At 41.3% G+C, this 18,298-nt stretch carries 16 protein-coding genes; 3 read left to right on the top strand and 13 right to left on the bottom strand.

Annotated elements, in window-relative coordinates; genetic code table 11:
- Positions 1-118: 118 nt before the first annotated feature.
- Positions 119-667: an NUDIX hydrolase gene (locus tag H9629_RS10950; protein WP_171255272.1), complete on the top strand. Its 549-nt coding sequence runs from the start codon at positions 119-121 to the stop codon at positions 665-667.
- Positions 668-723: 56 nt separating this feature from the next.
- Here the strand turns inward: H9629_RS10950 and filF are convergent, their stop codons facing one another.
- The 6 genes from filF to filA all read right to left on the bottom strand — a co-directional run bounded on the left by filF (position 724) and on the right by filA (position 8,881).
- Positions 724-2,652, bottom strand: a complete 1,929-nt coding sequence (gene filF / locus H9629_RS10945; RefSeq protein ID WP_191731082.1) for a putative pilus system protein FilF — start codon at positions 2,650-2,652, stop codon at positions 724-726.
- Between the two features lie 20 nt (positions 2,653-2,672).
- Positions 2,673-3,830 carry a putative pilus assembly protein FilE gene (gene filE, locus H9629_RS10940; RefSeq protein WP_191731081.1) on the bottom strand — a complete coding sequence of 386 codons (1,158 nt, stop codon included), beginning with the start codon at positions 3,828-3,830 and terminating at the stop codon, positions 2,673-2,675.
- A gap of 7 nt (positions 3,831-3,837) precedes the next feature.
- Complete coding sequence (gene filD, locus H9629_RS10935; protein ID WP_191731080.1) at positions 3,838-5,502, bottom strand: putative pilus system OmpP1/FadL family transporter FilD; 1,665 nt, start codon at positions 5,500-5,502, stop codon at positions 3,838-3,840.
- 12 nt (positions 5,503-5,514) lie between these two features.
- Entirely contained in the window at positions 5,515-6,720 is a 1,206-nt protein-coding gene (gene filC, locus H9629_RS10930) for a putative pilus system protein FilC (protein ID WP_144724239.1), read from the bottom strand.
- Between the two features lie 37 nt (positions 6,721-6,757).
- A complete protein-coding gene (gene filB, locus H9629_RS10925; protein ID WP_064097041.1) occupies positions 6,758-7,591 on the bottom strand; it encodes a putative pilus system C39 family peptidase FilB in 834 nt (277 codons plus the stop codon).
- A 192-nt stretch (positions 7,592-7,783) separates the two neighbouring features.
- Positions 7,784-8,881 (bottom strand): putative pilus system protein FilA, encoded by a 1,098-nt coding sequence (gene filA, locus H9629_RS10920; RefSeq protein WP_191731079.1) that lies wholly within the window; start codon positions 8,879-8,881, stop codon positions 7,784-7,786.
- Positions 8,882-9,140: 259 nt separating this feature from the next.
- Here filA and H9629_RS10915 point away from each other — a divergent pair, with 259 nt between their 5' ends.
- Positions 9,141-10,472: an anthranilate synthase component I family protein gene (locus tag H9629_RS10915; protein WP_191731078.1), complete on the top strand. Its 1,332-nt coding sequence runs from the start codon at positions 9,141-9,143 to the stop codon at positions 10,470-10,472.
- Positions 10,473-10,617: 145 nt separating this feature from the next.
- Here H9629_RS10915 and hisC read toward each other — a convergent pair whose 3' ends face one another.
- Together hisC and hisD are read right to left on the bottom strand one after the other, a co-directional pair.
- A complete protein-coding gene (gene hisC, locus H9629_RS10910; protein WP_191731077.1) occupies positions 10,618-11,706 on the bottom strand; it encodes a histidinol-phosphate transaminase in 1,089 nt (362 codons plus the stop codon).
- A gap of 142 nt (positions 11,707-11,848) precedes the next feature.
- Complete coding sequence (gene hisD / locus H9629_RS10905; RefSeq protein ID WP_191731100.1) at positions 11,849-13,150, bottom strand: histidinol dehydrogenase; 1,302 nt, start codon at positions 13,148-13,150, stop codon at positions 11,849-11,851.
- A gap of 174 nt (positions 13,151-13,324) precedes the next feature.
- Between hisD and H9629_RS10900 the strand changes: the two genes are divergently transcribed.
- Positions 13,325-13,672, top strand: a complete 348-nt coding sequence (locus tag H9629_RS10900; RefSeq protein ID WP_064101828.1) for a nuclear transport factor 2 family protein — start codon at positions 13,325-13,327, stop codon at positions 13,670-13,672.
- A 63-nt stretch (positions 13,673-13,735) separates the two neighbouring features.
- Here H9629_RS10900 and hisG read toward each other — a convergent pair whose 3' ends face one another.
- The 5 genes from hisG to H9629_RS10875 form a co-directional block, all read right to left on the bottom strand.
- Positions 13,736-14,437, bottom strand: coding sequence for an ATP phosphoribosyltransferase (gene hisG, locus H9629_RS10895; RefSeq protein ID WP_064101829.1), 702 nt, complete (start codon positions 14,435-14,437; stop codon positions 13,736-13,738).
- Complete coding sequence (murA, locus tag H9629_RS10890; protein ID WP_191731076.1) at positions 14,437-15,693, bottom strand: UDP-N-acetylglucosamine 1-carboxyvinyltransferase; 1,257 nt, start codon at positions 15,691-15,693, stop codon at positions 14,437-14,439. The genes hisG and murA overlap by 1 nt, the downstream gene beginning before the upstream one ends.
- Positions 15,694-15,700: 7 nt before the next feature.
- Entirely contained in the window at positions 15,701-15,952 is a 252-nt protein-coding gene (ibaG, locus tag H9629_RS10885) for a BolA family iron metabolism protein IbaG (protein WP_004646023.1), read from the bottom strand.
- A gap of 133 nt (positions 15,953-16,085) precedes the next feature.
- The gene (gene hpf, locus H9629_RS10880) at positions 16,086-16,418 is read right to left on the bottom strand and encodes a ribosome hibernation-promoting factor, HPF/YfiA family (RefSeq protein ID WP_064097049.1); all 333 of its coding nucleotides are present in this window, start codon (positions 16,416-16,418) and stop codon (positions 16,086-16,088) included.
- Between the two features lie 184 nt (positions 16,419-16,602).
- Entirely contained in the window at positions 16,603-18,054 is a 1,452-nt protein-coding gene (locus H9629_RS10875; RefSeq protein WP_144724233.1) for an RNA polymerase factor sigma-54, read from the bottom strand.
- Positions 18,055-18,298 lie beyond the last annotated feature (244 nt).

Below are 18,298 nucleotides of genomic sequence, written 5' to 3'. Positions count from 1 at the left end.
CAGCCCTAGCAATGATCATAATTTCATCATAGCTGATTTTTGTCAGGACGGGAGAGAAATGATGCCAAATTTAGGTTTTTCAGTTATCCTGAGCTTACTTTTATCATTGATGATGAATATGAACTTCTGTGTGAATTGTGGACATAAAACCACAGCTAAAATTCCTTTGGGCGATCAGCAGATTCGCAGCGTGTGTGACTCATGCGGCTCTATTCATTATATTAATCCGAAAGTCATTTGTGGTGCTTTAGTCCTGTTCGAAAACAAGGTGCTGCTGTGCCGTCGTGCCATTGAACCACGCTACGGCTTATGGACGTTACCTGCCGGCTATATGGAACTGTTTGAAACCATGGAGCAAGGCGCGGCACGGGAAACCCGTGAAGAAGCAGAAGCTGAAGTAGACATTGAACAGCTGTACTGCATGTATAACATTCCGCGTATTGGTCAGATTTATGTGCTGTTTAAAGCCAATCTGATTGATGGAAAATTTGGTGCGGGTGAAGAAACTATCGAAAGCCGTCTGTTCGATGAAGCTGATATTCCCTGGACTGAACTTGCCTTCCCGAGTGTAGAACATACCCTCAGACATTATTTTGAAGACCGGAAAAATAATACTTTCCCAATGCATCTGGAAACCTTAGGCACACGTCTAGACCATACCGGCTAAATTCAGCATAAATAAAAAATCCCACACTAAGATGGGATTTTTTATTTTTAAAAATATTATTTGGCTTTGACTTGATAACAATCTGCCAGCTTAAACTCAACAGACCCGCCATTTAGTTTGGCCAGTTGAGTATCTGCAGGCGTTAAATCCTTATTATTGTTATTATAAACTTTCTGAAAACTGGCATAGGTATTGGCCCACTGCACTTCTTCACCTACCGAATTCAGGAAAGTGACACGTCCAGTCTGGCCAACATTGCTATTCAATACATTAGACAAATTAAGTAATGCACCACCGATCACAATCGAATCCTTTGGATCCGTTGAGGACTGGATACGCGAGTCAAGCCCGACCAATGCACCATTTAAGTTGCCAAACTTTTCATTGGCCAGAATTAGGCGCATTGATACCGCTTTATCGGCAACAAATGCACGACCTAAAGTGCCAAGTCGGTATTGCTGTACACCGTTGATTAACAGGTTACTGCCTAATACATCTCCTTGGCAACCTGCTACCGGGTCAGTTGCCAAATTGCTGGCAGATTGCATATTGGTACGTACATCCCCATTACTGTCAATCACAATTCCCAAGGTAATTGGATTCACTGTGCTATCGGTAAATTTAAATTCCAGATTGGCATACATTGGGAAAATATAACTCTGCCCAGGTTCTACGTTCTCCGCTGTTCTAAAGATCTGACGATCCAGATAACTAATCGGGAAAATCTTGTAGAGGTCAAAGCTTCCAGCATAATTCTCATTATCAGCCGCTAAGCGCCATAAACCCAAGTTGGCTTGATCAGAGGCATCTAGTACCGTTTTGTTAGTTACTTTTTTATAAAAAGCTTCCTTACCTGCGATCACATAATCATTCAATAATTTGCCTTGGTACAGTTCAAGCGGATTACTAGAATTCGCCACATTCAGGCGATAAGGCGTGGTGATGGTTTTTCTGGTTGGGTGAATCCAGGAACTTTGTGGATCTGCAGTCATCTGTACCGGCTTCACCTTACGGATAAGCTGAGCATTAATGCCCCCCAAGGAAGATAAATTTTCTGTCGCCATTTTTAACTGTGTATCACGCCATTGCAGGCCGCTACCAAAGGTATAGCCTTGGCGATCGGTAATCAGCATAAAATGGCCAAATAAATATTTGGTATTTTTATTTTTAATATCACATGGACTTAGGTTACAACCCACCAGTCCATCTGAACCCGACAGATTAGTACCAATTACACCTGAAGTTGAGAACAATGAAAACTCTGGCTGATACACGGCTGCATTGGCAATCGTTACCAGTTTTTTAACTGTGGCAAAAGCCACCTCATCAGTAATCTGGCTGACATCCACAAAATCTTTAATTTTCTTTTCAAAATCAGTATCAGTCAGGCTGATATTTCCGCTGGTTTTTGCCAGGTCTTTGCGCATCTCTTCGGTAATATATAAAGGCTGTACATCCGATGGATTTACAATACGCCCTTCTTGTAGCGCCAAAGCTTGTAAAATTTTAACCAGACGCATAGCCACCTGAACGGTAGGGTCTGTAGTGACCAAATCACCTACTCGGCGTCCGGTAATCCCACTTGCAATATCAATTACACTTAAACGCGGCAACTGGGTCTGGGCATTAAAAATGGCATAGTCGCTCAGTTTAATTTGACCTAAATTGATCTTGTTTGAAGCAAAACTTTGAATATAAAATTCAATATTATCTGTCTTTGTACAGGTTCCGGAAGCTACACCATTTTTACTATCAAATAATGTGATAAATGTATTTTCTGTATCACTACTACAGTTAAAGTTCAGACCATCGAGTGGATATTCCAGTCCCCATTCCACACAGTTGGTGGTACCCGGAGTACACGTACCATTGGTTGTGGCTTCATCATTTTTTTCTGGAATAACATTGGCACTTTCCCCACCGCAACCACCGAGTGTGGCCAAAAGTGCAGTTACAGCAAATGGGTATAATAATTTATTTTTCATTTTTTATACTCGAATAGTCCTTATCGAATAGCGACTAATTTTAGTTGTCCATGATTTGTCAGCATCTTGTCTTCGACATCTATAGCTGAGGCTAAAGGTGTCAATAATACGTATTCAGTTTTTGCAGGTATCTGCAGGATCCCTTCAATATGTTCATGTTGAATAATATTCGCCGGCCCTTCCTGATTTTTAAAACCGCCAGCTCCTTCCAGCACACAGCCACGATTGTCTAAAAATACAACAAAAGGCCAATAATAAGTTGGATTTTTTTGGCTAGAAGCATAAGAGTTAATCTGAATATTTTTAATATCAGATTGAAGTTTCACCACTTCAAAATCAAATTCGTCTGCTTTAAGAGGCACACGAGGCCACAGATTGATCGCTTTTTTAAGGCTAACTTCTTTAGCATTTTTAATTTTTTTATCGTTAAAACACTGTTTTCCTAAGCTATCGATGGTTTCAGGCTGTGATATACGATAATAACTTTGTGCCAGTACCACAGGACCGGAATCTACCTCTGGCGTTTGAAACAGGGCTTTTAACAGGGATTGCCCGACGCCTTTTTCACGCTCAATCGTCTGGATCCGGGTAGCTCCCATATTTTTGTCTACCACACCTTCAGGCATGCTATAGAAACGTTTTTTACCATCCACATTGAATTCTTTATTTTCCAGATATTCACTATCCACATATTCAATGCCTTCTATCTGGCTAAATCCAGGTTTTTGCATAGTTGCTGCAGAAGTTTTAAGGCCAGTATTAGCAATTTGAGGAACTTGAGCTTGTGATTCAGACTTCAATCGCATTTTAGACTGCGTCCGTTCTGGGGCAATAACTGGTTGTACTGGTTGTACTGGTTGTACTGGTTGTACTGGTTGTACTGGTTGTACAACCATATTATGGTCCTGCCTAGACTTCACTTGTCTATTTTCAGTGACTGGTATTTTTTCCAAGTTTTGCTGCACTGAGGAGGATTGGACTGCTACCACAGTTCCTGTTTTTTTGGAGGATGGATATTTTTCTTCTGTTTTTTTCTCTGCAGGGTTACCGGGTACAATTAATGGTCGCCCATCCGGACCAATAATCGTAATAAATTCTTTAGCATTTGTAGTGAAAGATAAGGGTACCAGATTTAATACCAGCACCGCTGCCCATCCAACTTTCCCTGTCTTGATCATGTCTTTGTTACCAACGCGTGCGATAGTTCAAACCTAAAATGGTAATTTTGGTATCTGTTTTGATGTTTAAACCTGCATATGGGTTTAATAGCAAATTATTTACCCCGGTCTGGTTAGCTAAACTACTGGTATTTGCTGGAATCTGATCCTTACTGCGTAAAAAACCAATCGATAGATCCAGATCAGTGTCTGCATCAAAACGATAACCCACGCCCAAGCCAAATAACTGTGCACCATTAATAGGTACCATGGTATTACGCTTATCTTTTGGAATGGCACTGGTTCGTGGCTCATAACCTGCGCGAAGTTTTAGACGATCTGTTGCCGAATACTCCACCCCTATGCCAAAGTTCCACGGTGACTTAAATCCCATGGGTAAAGCCAGACTAGAATCTGTCACATTTCCAGACAAAATTTTGGCGATCTTTAAAGCGGAAAGCGTACGATCAAACTCGAATTTAAACTTATCCCAAACCTTATAATCCGTCCAGCCGACATCAAAATTCACCTGTAAATCAGGCATTACCTTATAGGTGATCCCTGCTTGGAAATGGGCTGGATATTCGAAATCCATCGACACCAAACCGGACTCACTGGAAGGAATATAATTTGGAAATCCCAGAATTGCAGCCAGAATCTGTCCGGTAGGCGAGGTCATTAAACCTTTAATCATTTCTTGCGGTGCTTTGGCATTATCAATATGGAATTTACCTTTTAGACGCATTTTCGCAGCGCTTTGATAAACCATACCAAAACTAAAGTCTTCGCGCGGTTCCCATAATATACCCAAGTTATAGCTGGGACTTAAATTTTGCTCGAGTGACAACTGCATTTGACCAAATTTGCCAAATGGATTCATGCCTTCGTCAGCATTACAAATTCCGAGTAAAAGAATGTCAGTAATGATGTCGGAATTTTCTTTAAACGGCGTACAGACAACCTCATCGATCATTCTTAGCATGCCGATCAGTTCATTTGGAAAACGCAAGTCTGTTTTCATCGCAATAGCCTGATACGACATCCCGACAGATGCACCAATCGACAGCTGGTCGTTAACCTCATAACCGACAGATGGAGACAGATAAGTAATCCGCTCCAAGGCAACCTGCTGACCCATGAAGTTTGCAGGACTTCCATCTTCCTGACCAAACCCGGCCATTAACGGTGCATAAATTGCGGTCGCATAGGTTGCTTTAGAACCAGGTGGATTGTAGGCAGCCCCCATGGTCGGCGCAACCAAAGGAAGGCCTTCGCCCAAATCGACCATTTTTTTAAGATAAGGCACAAAAAGACTAACGTATTCTACATCACCACTGACCTTGCCTTTAAAATCAGTACATATATCGGATGAAACTTCAGGTCCATCATGACAAACCATGGGGTCATCAGAATAGCCAAATACGTTATATCCAGCCGGCACTGAAAACTCACGCTGGATATCAAAATTAGCGACAATAATCTGCTGTTCTGTTTGCAGGCCCTGAATCTTAGTCAGGCCTGCCGGGTTAAAGTGAATGGCATTGACCCCTGGAGGATCTGCAGTTACAGCATTCCCCATAGATAATGCGCGCAGATCCACCGAAAGGTTGGCCCCTAGTTGCGCAAAAGTATAACTTGAACAGCCCGCAAGAATGATTCCTGTTAATAACGGGCTAAGTCGAATGGTTTTCATACGACACCCCTATTAACTGATTTTTTTACCAAAACCTAAAATATCAAGCGGGAATGACAATCCCAACGAAACATCCGGCGCATCTTCAGTCAGCCCTAGGCCGACAGTACCATTTACAATTGTTTCTGGAGAAACCCTGACCCCTAATGAAATCGCAAAAGTAGCACTGGTCTGATCTGCAGCAGAATAACTTTCACCCGTGTTATAGCTAAACTCAGCTCCCGTATTGAAGCTTTGTTGATAGGACATGGTCATCGAAACATCATAGTTAAATGAGTAGGCGAAACCGAATGCAAAACCCCCACTAATTCCGGGATCAAATTCTTCAATAATACGATAACCACGACGTTGGTTCAGACCGGATTCTTTAAACCCATAGTTGGCAGAAATTGATGCAAACAGTACGACCGGATCAATGTATTTACGCGTACTGGCCCCTAGCCCCGCAGAATAATATCCTTTACCGATACCGAGATCCGTGGCTGCATTAATTTCGTAGGGGCTTTCACCCGTTTTGGTAGATAAATTTGCAAATAAAATCAGAGGAAGACGGCCTGCTTTTAACGGAAAAGGCTCCCAACGCGCGCCCATGCTAATATCACCCAACCCGGCAGTAGAGGTATCTTTTAAGAGGTCGGTCTTGGCCACCAAAGGTAGGGATGCAGTTAATGTCAGATTATCTTTCACCCCATATTGGAAAGTGAAAGTATTGGTCAGAGTATGTGTCGCATTTTCTTGCACCCGCAGTTGATATAATTGTCCCTGAGCCATTTCTAGGTCAAGTTGGGTATCTCGATAGTAGGTATAATCAATATCGTAATAAGAGGAAATATCACCTTTTTTAATCAGTGAATATTGACGTTCATTTGACGTAAATACTTCTTCAAGATTGGCTGCCTGAGTAGCATCGCCCTCTTGTTGCTGTAAAGCCTGAGATGCATCTGTGACCTGTTTAGGTTGAGCTTCTACAGGTACTGTAGTTTTAACAGTAGTATCTTCAACTACTTCATATCCCCCTAATTCCACATCTTCTGCAACCTGTGTTTCGGCTTGCTCAGTTTGAGGCTGTACTGCTGCTGCAGTTTCAACTACAACTTCCTCATCAACCGTTTCGTATTCACCTAGTGCTGGTTCTTCTGCAGCAAATGCAACGCCCATTACCATTTGAATGCTCAGTGCCAAGAACGTCTTGTTCATCCATTTACTGTTCATATCCATTTCACCATTTTAATTTTTATTACTGTTTTTCTTTACTTTATTTATTCTTGTAATACAGTCTCAGGAAATTATATTGATACTCCCCAAACTTTTCTGACTCTGTATTACGATTACGGTCCATACGGATCGTAGAAGCTTTATCAGCAATTTTATCCATATAAAACTGTGGATATTGCATGTCGACCAAGGCATAGCGGTTAATTGTTGCATCCTCTACATGGCGCATATCTGATTCTTTTAATGCCAGAAATTTTTTGCGATATTGCTCAGGGACATTGATCAGGAACAAGGTGTTATTTTCCCAAATATCCTGAAAACGTCGCTCATCAAAACTGATATTGCCAAGTGCTGGATCCGCAACATAAACCCGGCCATTTTTATAGCCCTTATACACCACAAAATGCTTAAATCCCGCATAGGAAATCGGAACAATGGCAGGCTGATCTTGATTGACTAAATCCTTGAATTCTCCTCGATAGCCTCCGCTTTCCAACCCTAAGGCTGAAACAAAGCGCTTCATATCAAGTAGAGAAAAACTACGGCGTTCAACAATTTTATCCGTTTCACCGAATTTCATCAGCCCACTCATGACTTGCTGCTCATCCAGCTGCGTACCGACATAACCGTTGAGTAAGGTAGTAAGTGCTGCTGAACCACAACTATAGTCATAAGCCTGACGTACAATACCCTGGAATTGATCCAGCAGTGCCGGCTTTATTTCTACTGTTTCGCGGTGCATGCGCTTAAAAGAATCATTTCTTGAATCAAGGACTTCAGTATAGTGAACAGCGCCCGGTGGCTGTTTTTTGATATCTAGAGCTTCTTTGGCAGCGTAATACATCAATGCCGAGCCCAACGCGATCTCTAACATAATTATTAACTTTTCTTATGATTGGCATAATGTGCCTATTTTTCTTTTTATAGAGTATTCACTCTACTTCCCTGTAACTAGAAAGATACCTACTTTTTCAAAAAAATACAGCATTTTTTTTATTTTTTAGATAAGTGAGATTCTCATAAAAAAAAGCGCGTGTAAACACGCGCTTTTTTTTATGACTGAAGATTAGTGACCAGAAATAGTAATAATTGCACCTGGATGGTATGTACCTTGCGCTGGACTATAATAAGTCTGCATTCCTTGAACTTCCATATCACCAATTGATGCAGCATTACGAGATCCTAGGTGAATACCTTTCACATAGGTATCATGCGCGCCACTTGTGCTAACGATACGGACATACCCTTTAGATGCGGTATCCTCACCAAATACGCTAATATTTTGATTTAAAGTTAAATCTTTAGAATTAGCATCTGCAAGTTTAATACTTTCGATAAAGATTTCACCTGCAGCACGTGTATCAGTTTTTGTTGAATTATCAAGAATACCCAAGTTGTTGATTGTCAAACCGCCAATCATACTCGCGCTCAACTTGATCATCGCGCCTTGAGGTGCTGCACCCAATTGAATGTTTGCAGTCATAGGCCCGGTTTTAAGAGATAAGCCAGACAAAATGTCATTAACTTTGCCTGTACCACCACGACGAATAGTATTTGCATTAGCAGCAGGTACAGCACCACTTGCTTGTACACCAATTTTACCAATATTAATGTCTAAGCCTGAAACTTGAGCTGCAATGTTAATGAACGGATCACCACCACCTGCATCTGAATCAATTTTTAAATCCATAAGGTTGCGCGAAGCTAGTAAATAAGCGCCACCATTATCATAGTTTGCACCAATGACAATACCATGGTTTTCATTCTTATCACCCGCTTTACTATTACCATAGATGACGATCGCAGCAGCCCCATCTGTACCACCTAAGCTAACATCTTTTGCAACAGGGTCATATGAAGCTGTTCGTGTAGGGATATTTACTACATTTCCACCTTGATTCGTTGCCAATTGGCCAGTTGTATAGACAATGCCACTTGCATTTGTTACTAAACCTGTTGATGACATTGTAGCATCAGAAGCTAAACCAGTATTATCATGAATAAATAGTTTTTCAATTTCAATTTTTGAAATACCGATACCAATACTAATACCATCTTGACCCGTTGTTTCGCTTAGAGATGCGTCATCCATTGCTTGCATCGCCATTGCATTGGCACTAAATGCAACTGAAGTCGCTAGAACTAATTTTGTGAATTTCTTCATTGTTTACTCTCCCAAGAGTACTATTTTTTTTGATTGTGAATTACTCAGTGTTTAGGCTGTATTTTTTATTTTCTGACAGCTTAAACATCTTTCCTTGAGTAATTTGCTAGCCCACTTAAATTAGCGTCGAGTCAGTTTTTGATCAACTGTCGTTGGTCGCAATCTGTCGCTTACCGATAAACGGTATTTCATGATTTAAAAATATTTTCCCGTCTTCTTGATATAAAATAGTAAGTCATCCCGAACTCCCCATAACTGAATGACCGAAGCTCTCTATCATCGTCCCTTAAACTTTGAATCGCCGCTAATTGCAGATCTATTATCTGCATTGAAGGCATTGGATCATCTGGTGTATTTAAATAATAATGGTCAGCCTTTCATTGCCTGTTGTGCTCAGGAATATTTTATTGCCCAGACCTCAGAAACCCAGTGTTTTAAAAGAACAGAGATTGAACGATATCAAGCTGTTCCATCTGAATTCAATTTAGAAATTGATGGATCAAAAACCCCTCAAAAGCATGGATTTTCTGGAGGCTATGTAGGCTTTATTAGCTATGATTACGCAGCTCAGCAATATATTGATTATCCAGACCGTCCCCAACCCGGTTTATTCATTGGTCAGTTCTCGTCCTACATTAAGCCAAGTTCTGAAGGCTGGATGTTCTATAGTCACGATTCGCAAGCCGAGCAAATTTTCAATCATATCCAAGGCTTGCTTGAACGAGATTTAAGTTATCCAACATTTCAGTTAAAAAGCCCTTGTACTGCACGCTGGAAAAAATCTGTTTACACTCAGGCTTTTCAGGAGATTCAAGATTATATTGTTGCAGGTGACTGTTATCAGATTAACTTGACCCAAGAATTTTCAGGTCGTGCCCAAGGCTCCCTCTTAGCGACTGCCCAAGCGTTCTGGTCACTTACTGAAGCACCCTATGCGGGTTATTTGCGCATTGGTGATTTTGAATTACTTAGCTGCTCACCCGAGTTATTTATTGATTTTGAAGCAGATCGAAAAATCGTTACCAAGCCGATTAAAGGCACCATGCCACGCTATAGCGACCCTGTGCTAGACGAGCAATCTAAACATATCTTAAAAACATCGGAAAAAGATCAGGCAGAAAATGTCATGATTGTGGATTTATTACGTAATGATTTAAGTGTTTATGCGGAAACAGGTACAGTCAAAACACCCAAACTGTTTAACATTGAAAGCTTCAATCAAGTGCATCATATGGTGAGTGAAGTTGAGGCAACTCTAAAGGAAAATGTGAATCCTTTTGAGGTTTTAATGTCTGCACTGCCAGGCGGTTCAATTACGGGTGCACCTAAAATTCGTGCCATGCAAATTATTGGAGAACTCGAAGGTGCACCGCGTGGGGCTTATTGTGGCTCAATGGGGTATTTTAATTTTGATGGTACAGGCTCCTGGAATATTCTGATTCGCTCTATTCAGAAGTATCAGGAGGAAGTGTCTTTATGGGCTGGTGGTGGCATTACCATTGCATCTGACTGTGATGCCGAATATCAGGAATGTTTTGATAAAGTTGAAGCCATGCTGAATTTACTCAATACCTGGTATGAGCCTGAATAAATGAAAAAAGCGATTCAATTGAATCGCTTTTTTATTTTGAATCCACTCTCACCTTCTTCACCAAAGGAGGGAATCCTCTAATTCAGTAAAATCAGGAAAGTCCTTCTTTTCTAAAGATGAGAAACACCGCTTCGCAAGGGAGAGATTAAACCAAAATCTCGTTTTTTAATGTATCTACCAAACGCTGATTCTGTTCATCCGTACCAATGGTGATACGCAGGAACTGATTTATCCGTGGTTTATTAAAATAACGCACGATGATGCCACGTTCACGCAACTCACTTGCAAGTTCGCCTGCATCCTTAGATGGCAATGAGGCAAAAATAAAGTTGGCACTCGATGGTAAGACTTTAAAACCGAGTTCACTCAGTTGAGCAACTAGCTTTTCGCGACTGGCAATGACTTTGGCATTTTGCGTTTCAAAGTATGCTTGATCCTCAAAAGAAGCCACCGCGGCAGCAATTGCAAAACGATCCATTGGATAGGAGTTAAAGCTGTTTTTCACCGCTTCAAGTGCAGCAATTAAATGTGGTTGCGCAATTGCAAAACCAACCCGTAAACCTGCCAATGAACGTGATTTAGAAGTAGTTTGACACACAACTAGGTTGTCATACCTCTGTACCAAACTTACTGCCGATTCGGCACCAAAATCCACATAAGCTTCATCAATCACCACAACCGAATTTGGATTGGCTTGAAGAATGTCTTCAATTGCAGACAAACCTAAATCAATACTGGTTGGCGCATTTGGATTGGTAATGATAATTCCGCCATTTGGCTGTTTATAGTCATCCACCACAATTTCAAAGTCGTCATTGAGTGGCAAGACTTTGGTTTTGACACCAAAGAATTGACTATAAACTGGATAGAAACTGTAGGTAATATCTGGATATAAAAGCGGTAATTCTTGAATGAAAAAGGCTTTAAAAATATGCGCTAAAACTTCGTCCGAGCCATTTCCAACAAAGACATTTTCAACAGCAACTTTTTGCTGTTTAGCGATCGCCTGTTTTAGTTCAGATGCATCAGGATCAGGATATAAACGCAATGCATCTGCTGAATTTTCCAGTATTTTTTGCACCGCTTCCACGACTTTAGGCGAAGGCGGATAAGGGTTTTCATTGGTGTTCAGTTTTAACAGGTTCTGGATTTTTGGTTGCTCACCCGGCACATAGGGCTCGAGTTCACGCACCTCGGGACTCCAAAAACGCATTTGTTCTGCTGTGATCTTCATTTTTAAATTCTCTAAACTTCCTCTCTTTCCAGGAGAGGGTTAGGGAGAGGTCTCTTGATCACCCTTCTCCTAACTTCTCCCTGAGCCATATATGGCACAAAAGAGGAAATATTCATTTCTTTATTGATTTCTGCGGAATGACTTACTGATAACGATAACGTGCAGAACGTGCATGGGCATCCAGATTCTCTTGTTGCGCCAAAATATCTGCTGTTTTTGCTAAGGTTTTCACACCGTCTTGTGAGCACATGATCAAGCTTGAGCGTTTTTGGAAATCATACACGCCTAGAGGTGATGAGAAACGTGCTGTACCTGAGGTTGGCAGTACATGGTTCGGACCGGCGCAGTAATCACCAATCGCTTCCGGAGTATAACGCCCCATAAAGATCGCACCGGCATGGCGAATTTCTTCAGCCATTTCGACTGCTTCATCCAAGCATAACATCAAGTGTTCAGGTGCAACCTGGTTAATGAGCTCTACACCTTCTGCACGATCTTTCACCAATACCAATGCACCACGATTTTCAATCGATGTTCGCGCGATATCGGCTTTTGGCAAGGCTTGCAAATGCTCTTCAATGGCATCGGCTACATCATTCAACAACTGCTCATCCGGTGTAATAAATACCGCTTGTGCCACCGTATCATGCTCGGCTTGTGACAATAAATCCATTGCCAGCCATTTGGCATTGTTCTGACCTTCGGCATAGACCAGAATTTCAGAGGGTCCAGCGATCATATCAATCCCGACTTGACCGAACACGGCTCGCTTCGCAGCAGCCACGAAACGGTTACCCGGACCTGTGATTTTATCGACTGATGGAATGGTTTCTGTACCATAAGCCAAGGCAGCCACGGCTTGTGCACCACCAATCGTAAATACGCGTGTCACACCAGCTAAATAGGCAGCGGCCAATACCAATGGATTGAGTTCACCATTGGGTGCAGGCACCACCATGATAATTTCAGGCACCCCCGCCACATGTGCTGGCACGGCATTCATCAACACAGAAGATGGATAAGACGCCAAACCACCGGGTACATAGATCCCCACACGATCCAGTGGCGTAACTTTTTGACCTAGCGTATTGCCTAAAGCATCGACATAAGTCCAGCCATCTTGCTTTTGTGCTTGGTGGAATTCCCGAATACGATTCGCTGCAAGTTCAAGCGCTTCCCGGACTTCCGTGCTTAGACCATCAAATGCTGCTTTCAATTGTTCCTGGGTCAGCTCAAGCTCTGAGAATTGATGCGCTGGATGTCGATCGAACTGTTGGGTGAGTTTAAGAACATGAGCATCGCCATGCTGACGAACATCAGCGATGATTTGATCTACGGTTTTTAAAAGTTCGGGGTCACTCACAGTTTCAAAAGCCAACAAATCAGCAAAGACTTGTTTAAAATTCTGATCTTGAGTCGATAAACGTCGCATCAATTTATCCACAATGAAAATAAAGGGAGGCTTTAGTTTACCTTGTTTCCTATATTTTGTGGGCAACAATCCTCCAGCTTAAGATAGGGTTTAATGAAAAATTATTTTTAAGCGCCTCGGTAAATGATTGAGTACCTTACTTTCAGGCTAGAATAATTTCAAAATTAAAAGAATAGGTGAATTTTGATGATGCTTACAGATATAGCCCAATGCTTTTCCACTGGGCAGTTTAGTCAAATCCAATCCTATTTTTCAGAAGACCTCGTATGGGAAATCGTTGGCGAACAACGGCTCTCAGGAATTGAGCAAGTCCTGAAACATTGCCAGTCTATTGAACACTATTTTCAGCTCACACCCCATGAATTTCAGATTCAATCGATTCATCAAGTTGGCCATCACGTGATTATTCAGGGTGAAGCGTATTTTTATCATGTAAATCAGACGACTCATATTTCTGCATGCGATGTCTATAATTTTAATGATTCAAATCAACTGTTTCAGGTCCAATCATATTGTATTTCAATCCAAGAATAATTTTTAAATTTGCAGGCATAAAAAAACCGCCCTATTAAGGACGGTTTTTGTGTTCAGCATAAATTATGCTTTTTTCGCTTGCTCACGTGCTTCAACCGCTTGTTCCAGTTGAGCCAAAATCGGATTTAATAATGCCTGCTTACGCTTAAAGCTGGCTTTATTGACGATCAAACGTGAAGATACTTTACAGATTTCTTCAAGTGGCTCCAGACCATTGGCACGCAAGGTGTTACCGGTATCAACCACATCGACAATGTAATCACCCAGACCAACCAGTGGTGCGAGTTCCATTGAGCCATACAGCTTGATCACATCCACTTGCTCGCCCAGGCTGGCATAGTATTGACGGGTTAAGTTGACGTATTTGGTAGCAATTTTCAGACGGCCTTTCGGACGCTCCATGCCCACTTTCCCTGCCGTCATCAGTTTACAAACAGCAATTTTTAAGTCGAGTGGTTCATAGACATTTTGCGCGCCATGTTCCATGAGTACATCTTTACCCGCAACACCAATATCTGCCGCACCATTTTCCACATAGGTCGGTACATCAGAGGCACGTAAAATTAAAATACGTACCTGTTTATGCGTGGTGGGGAAAATTAACTTGCGCGATTTATCTGGATCTTCTAAAAGATTAATACCAGCTGTTTCAAGTAAAGGTAACGTTTCTTTCAAGATACGTCCTTTACTCAATGCCAAAGTTAAACCATGATCAAAATTGCCCATTACGTCAAAGTTTGGATCATCGTTTCTCATATCGCTCATTAACTTACTCGCTTAATTTGGGCACCTAAACCTTGTAACTTCGCTTCAATATTTTCATAACCGCGGTCAATATGATAAATACGGTCAATCAATGTTTCACCTTCAGCGGCAAGTGCTGCCAATACCAAAGAGAATGAAGCACGTAAATCTGTCGCCATCACGGGTGCTGCAGAAAGTTTATCCACACCTGTTACGACTGCATCATTACCTTCCACCTGAATATTTGCGCCCATTCGTGCCAATTCAGGTACATGCATAAATCGATTTTCAAAAATGGTTTCTGAAATTGTCGCAAACCCATGACCAATGGCATTCACCGCCATAATCTGAGCTTGCATATCTGTTGGGAAATCTGGATGTGGCAAGGTACGGAAGCTCACTGCTTTCGGACGTTTACCCATCATATCCAGTTCAATCCAGTCATCGCCACGGGTGACTTCTGCACCCATTTCTTCAAACTTTTCCAGCACAGCTTCCATCAGAGTTGGATCTGTATGTGTGGTTTTGATCTTACCACCCGTGATTGCAGCTGCAGCTAAATAGGAACCGGTTTCAATCCGGTCTGCAACCACTGAATATTCACAGCCGTGTAAGCTCTCAACCCCTGTCACTACCAAGGTGTCAGTGTCTAGACCTTCAATCTTGGCACCCATTTTAATGAGCATTTTTGCAAGATCAGTAATTTCAGGTTCACGTGCAGCATTACGAATTGTGGTGATGCCATCTGCTAACACTGCAGCCATCAGAATATTTTCAGTACCGCCGACAGTCACCATATCAAAGACCACTTCACCACCTTTCAGGCGACCATCGACTTTGGCATGTACATAACCGGCTTCTACTTCAATCTCGGCACCCAAAGCTTCCAAGGCTTTTAAATGCTGATCCACTGGTCGGGAACCAATGGCACAACCACCTGGAAGTGACACTTTTGCACTACCATAGCGCGCCAGCAATGGACCGAGCACCAAAATCGAAGCACGCATGGTTTTTACGAGTTCATATGGTGCAAACTGGTTATCTAAAGTAGAGGTATCAGCAACAACTGTATCGCCTTCATAAGTCATGGTAATCCCAAGACCTGCAATGAGCTGCACCAGCGTATTGACATCTTTCAGATTAGGCACATTTCTAAGCGTAATAGGAGTATCAGCCAGAATCATTGCCGCCAATAATGGAAGTGCTGCATTCTTTGCACCAGAAATACGCACTTCACCTTCGAGCTTAATACCGCCCTGAATTAAAAATTTATCCATTAAATGATTAAGCTCCAAATAAGCTTGCTTTGCGCCATTCTTCTTTTGTCATTGCTCGAATTGTCACTGCGTGAACTGCACCACTGGCAATATGGGCATTGAGAGGAGCATAAACAGCTTGTTGGCGTGCAACTGGACGCTTACCTTCAAATTGATCATCTACAATACGGAGATCAAATTTTCCGCCCTGACCACTCACAGCAACATCCGCCTCGGGAAAAGCGGCTTTTAAAATTTCAGTGAGCTGTTCATTATTCATCACAAGACCTCTAATAGGACTAAGGGTGTAAAACGAGCCATTTTACTATAAATAGCAAAAATAATTCATGAATCCCTACATTATATCTATAAAAAAAAGAGGCTTTTAAAACCTCTTTTTTATCATTTGTTCGTTATAGGACTAAAGCGTGCTGCTGTAAATGTATTTCCCGGTATCGATCAATTTGCCGTTTAAGTTTTTCTGCTAATATTTTAATCGATGTATACATATCATCTGCGGTGGCGTGAGCAAAAAATTCAATGCCCGGTAATCGGATAATAGCCTCTGCGATATGATTACTACTGCCCTTTCTGGAGGGTTTATCGATTTGATGATCTTTGGAGAGTTTCACTTGCATACTATTCACCTGATCCAGATGTTTCGTCATTTGTGAAAATTTGGTTTTTATACTTTCTTCAATTGCTGGCGTAATAGATAAATGATGTCCACGAATTGTTATTTGCATAGTTCTATCCCTCACCTTCGTTAGGATTAGAAGAGTCACAATATAAAATAATTTAAATACAGTAACTTATAAAATATATATTCCCATTGCAAGTCCTGAATAAAATCATTTTTACTGTCACTCAAAAGAAAGAAGATTCATTATGCTGTCATAATGAATCTCTAGAATAGCCAGATTTCAAATTTCAGATCAAGACTTTTCGCTCAGAAGATGAAGGAATATGTAACGATTCACGATATTTAGCTACCGTACGTCGTGCCACATCAATACCTTCATCTTTCAAAATAGTGGCGATCGCATTATCCGACAAAGGTTTGCGGGCATTTTCTTCAGAAACCAGTTTTTTGATTTTGGCACGAATGGCAGTAGAAGATGCCTCCCCTCCAGAGGTGGTACCCACATGACTCGAGAAGAAATATTTCAGTTCAAATAAGCCTCGTGGGGTTAGCATATACTTATTAGTAGTCACACGTGAAACTGTCGATTCATGCAATTCAACTTCTTCAGCGATATCTCTTAACACGAGAGGTTTCATGCCTTCCGCGCCGATTTCCAAGAACATTTTTTGATGTTCTACAATACAGGTTGCAACTTTCAATAAGGTTTTATGGCGTTCATCAATACTTTTAATAAAGTTTTTTGCTTCTAGCATCTGATTACGTAAATACTGATTATCGTCACTTTGATCGGCACGACGAATCATCTTGGCATAGAACGAGTTGATACGTAACTTTGGCAGGATATCCGAGTTTAAATTGACCTGCCAACAGTTATCCTTTTTCATCACGACAACATCGGGTACCTGATAATCTGATTCCTTATTTTCAAATTCCAGTCCCGGGTGCGGTTTCAGAGTTTTTAGCAGATCCACTGCACAGCGCAACTGTTCTGGATTGAGTCCAGTTTGCTTTATCAGCTTAGGAAGTTCATTAGTAATCAATAATTCATAATGTTGCAGAAGTTTAATCGCATCATTTCGACAAGGCGTTGATGCGGGCAAATTATCAAGTTGCACCAGGAGACATTCTGCCAAGCTTCTAGAACCTACACCCACCGGATCTAAACGCTGGATATGTTTTAAAACGACTGCCACTTCATCATCTTCAATTTCTTCTTCAAAGTCCATAGAAGATAAAAGGTGTTGTACCGAAGCCGTAATTTCACTCAAATCTGCATCTAGAAAGCCTTTATCATCCAAGGAGTCAATAATGCAATAAGCAATCAATTTATCCACTTGGGAAAAATTCAATAGATTGATTTGCTCCAGCATATACTCCTGCAGAGTCTGATGTCCTTGACGATTATCTTCCCGCTCTTCGAATTCGGCCGCCCCGAGGCTCGTAGGCTGATGTGTATAAACATCATCCCAATCTGTATCTACAGGTAAGTCATCAGGCAGATGATTAGCATTAAGTTCATTGGTTAGATCATTATGTTCATTGTCAGATTCAATAGTAGACAGGCTTTCAAGAGTAATTTGTTCTTCAACTTTTTCTAACAGAGGATTGCTATCAAGTTGCAACTGAACTTCTTGTTCCAGCTCCAGACTTGAAAGCTGCAATAACCGTATTGCTTGCTGTAATTGTGGAGTTAATGACAGCGAGTTTGCAATTTTTATGCCCACTGATAATCTCATTGTGACCCCCTTAATAAAAATCTCGTTTTATAAGCAATTTTTATGCCGTTTTATTTTTTATAACATAGTTTTGTTTAAAAACATACAAATTGAATTCTTAATTTATAGTCTGTGGGGTCAAATCACCTATCAAACGGTTCATTTTTAGAACATAAAAAAACACCCCCGGCCTTTAGACCGGGGGTGTTTTGAATAATGAGCTGGCGATGACTTACTCTCACATGGGTAATCCCACACTACCATC

The organism is Acinetobacter pecorum, assembly GCF_014837015.1.
In the GTDB taxonomy this organism is placed as follows: Bacteria; Pseudomonadota; Gammaproteobacteria; order Pseudomonadales; family Moraxellaceae; genus Acinetobacter; species Acinetobacter pecorum.
The sequence above is the reverse complement of the archived record's forward strand: the minus strand, read 5'-3'. Positions and strand labels throughout refer to the sequence as shown.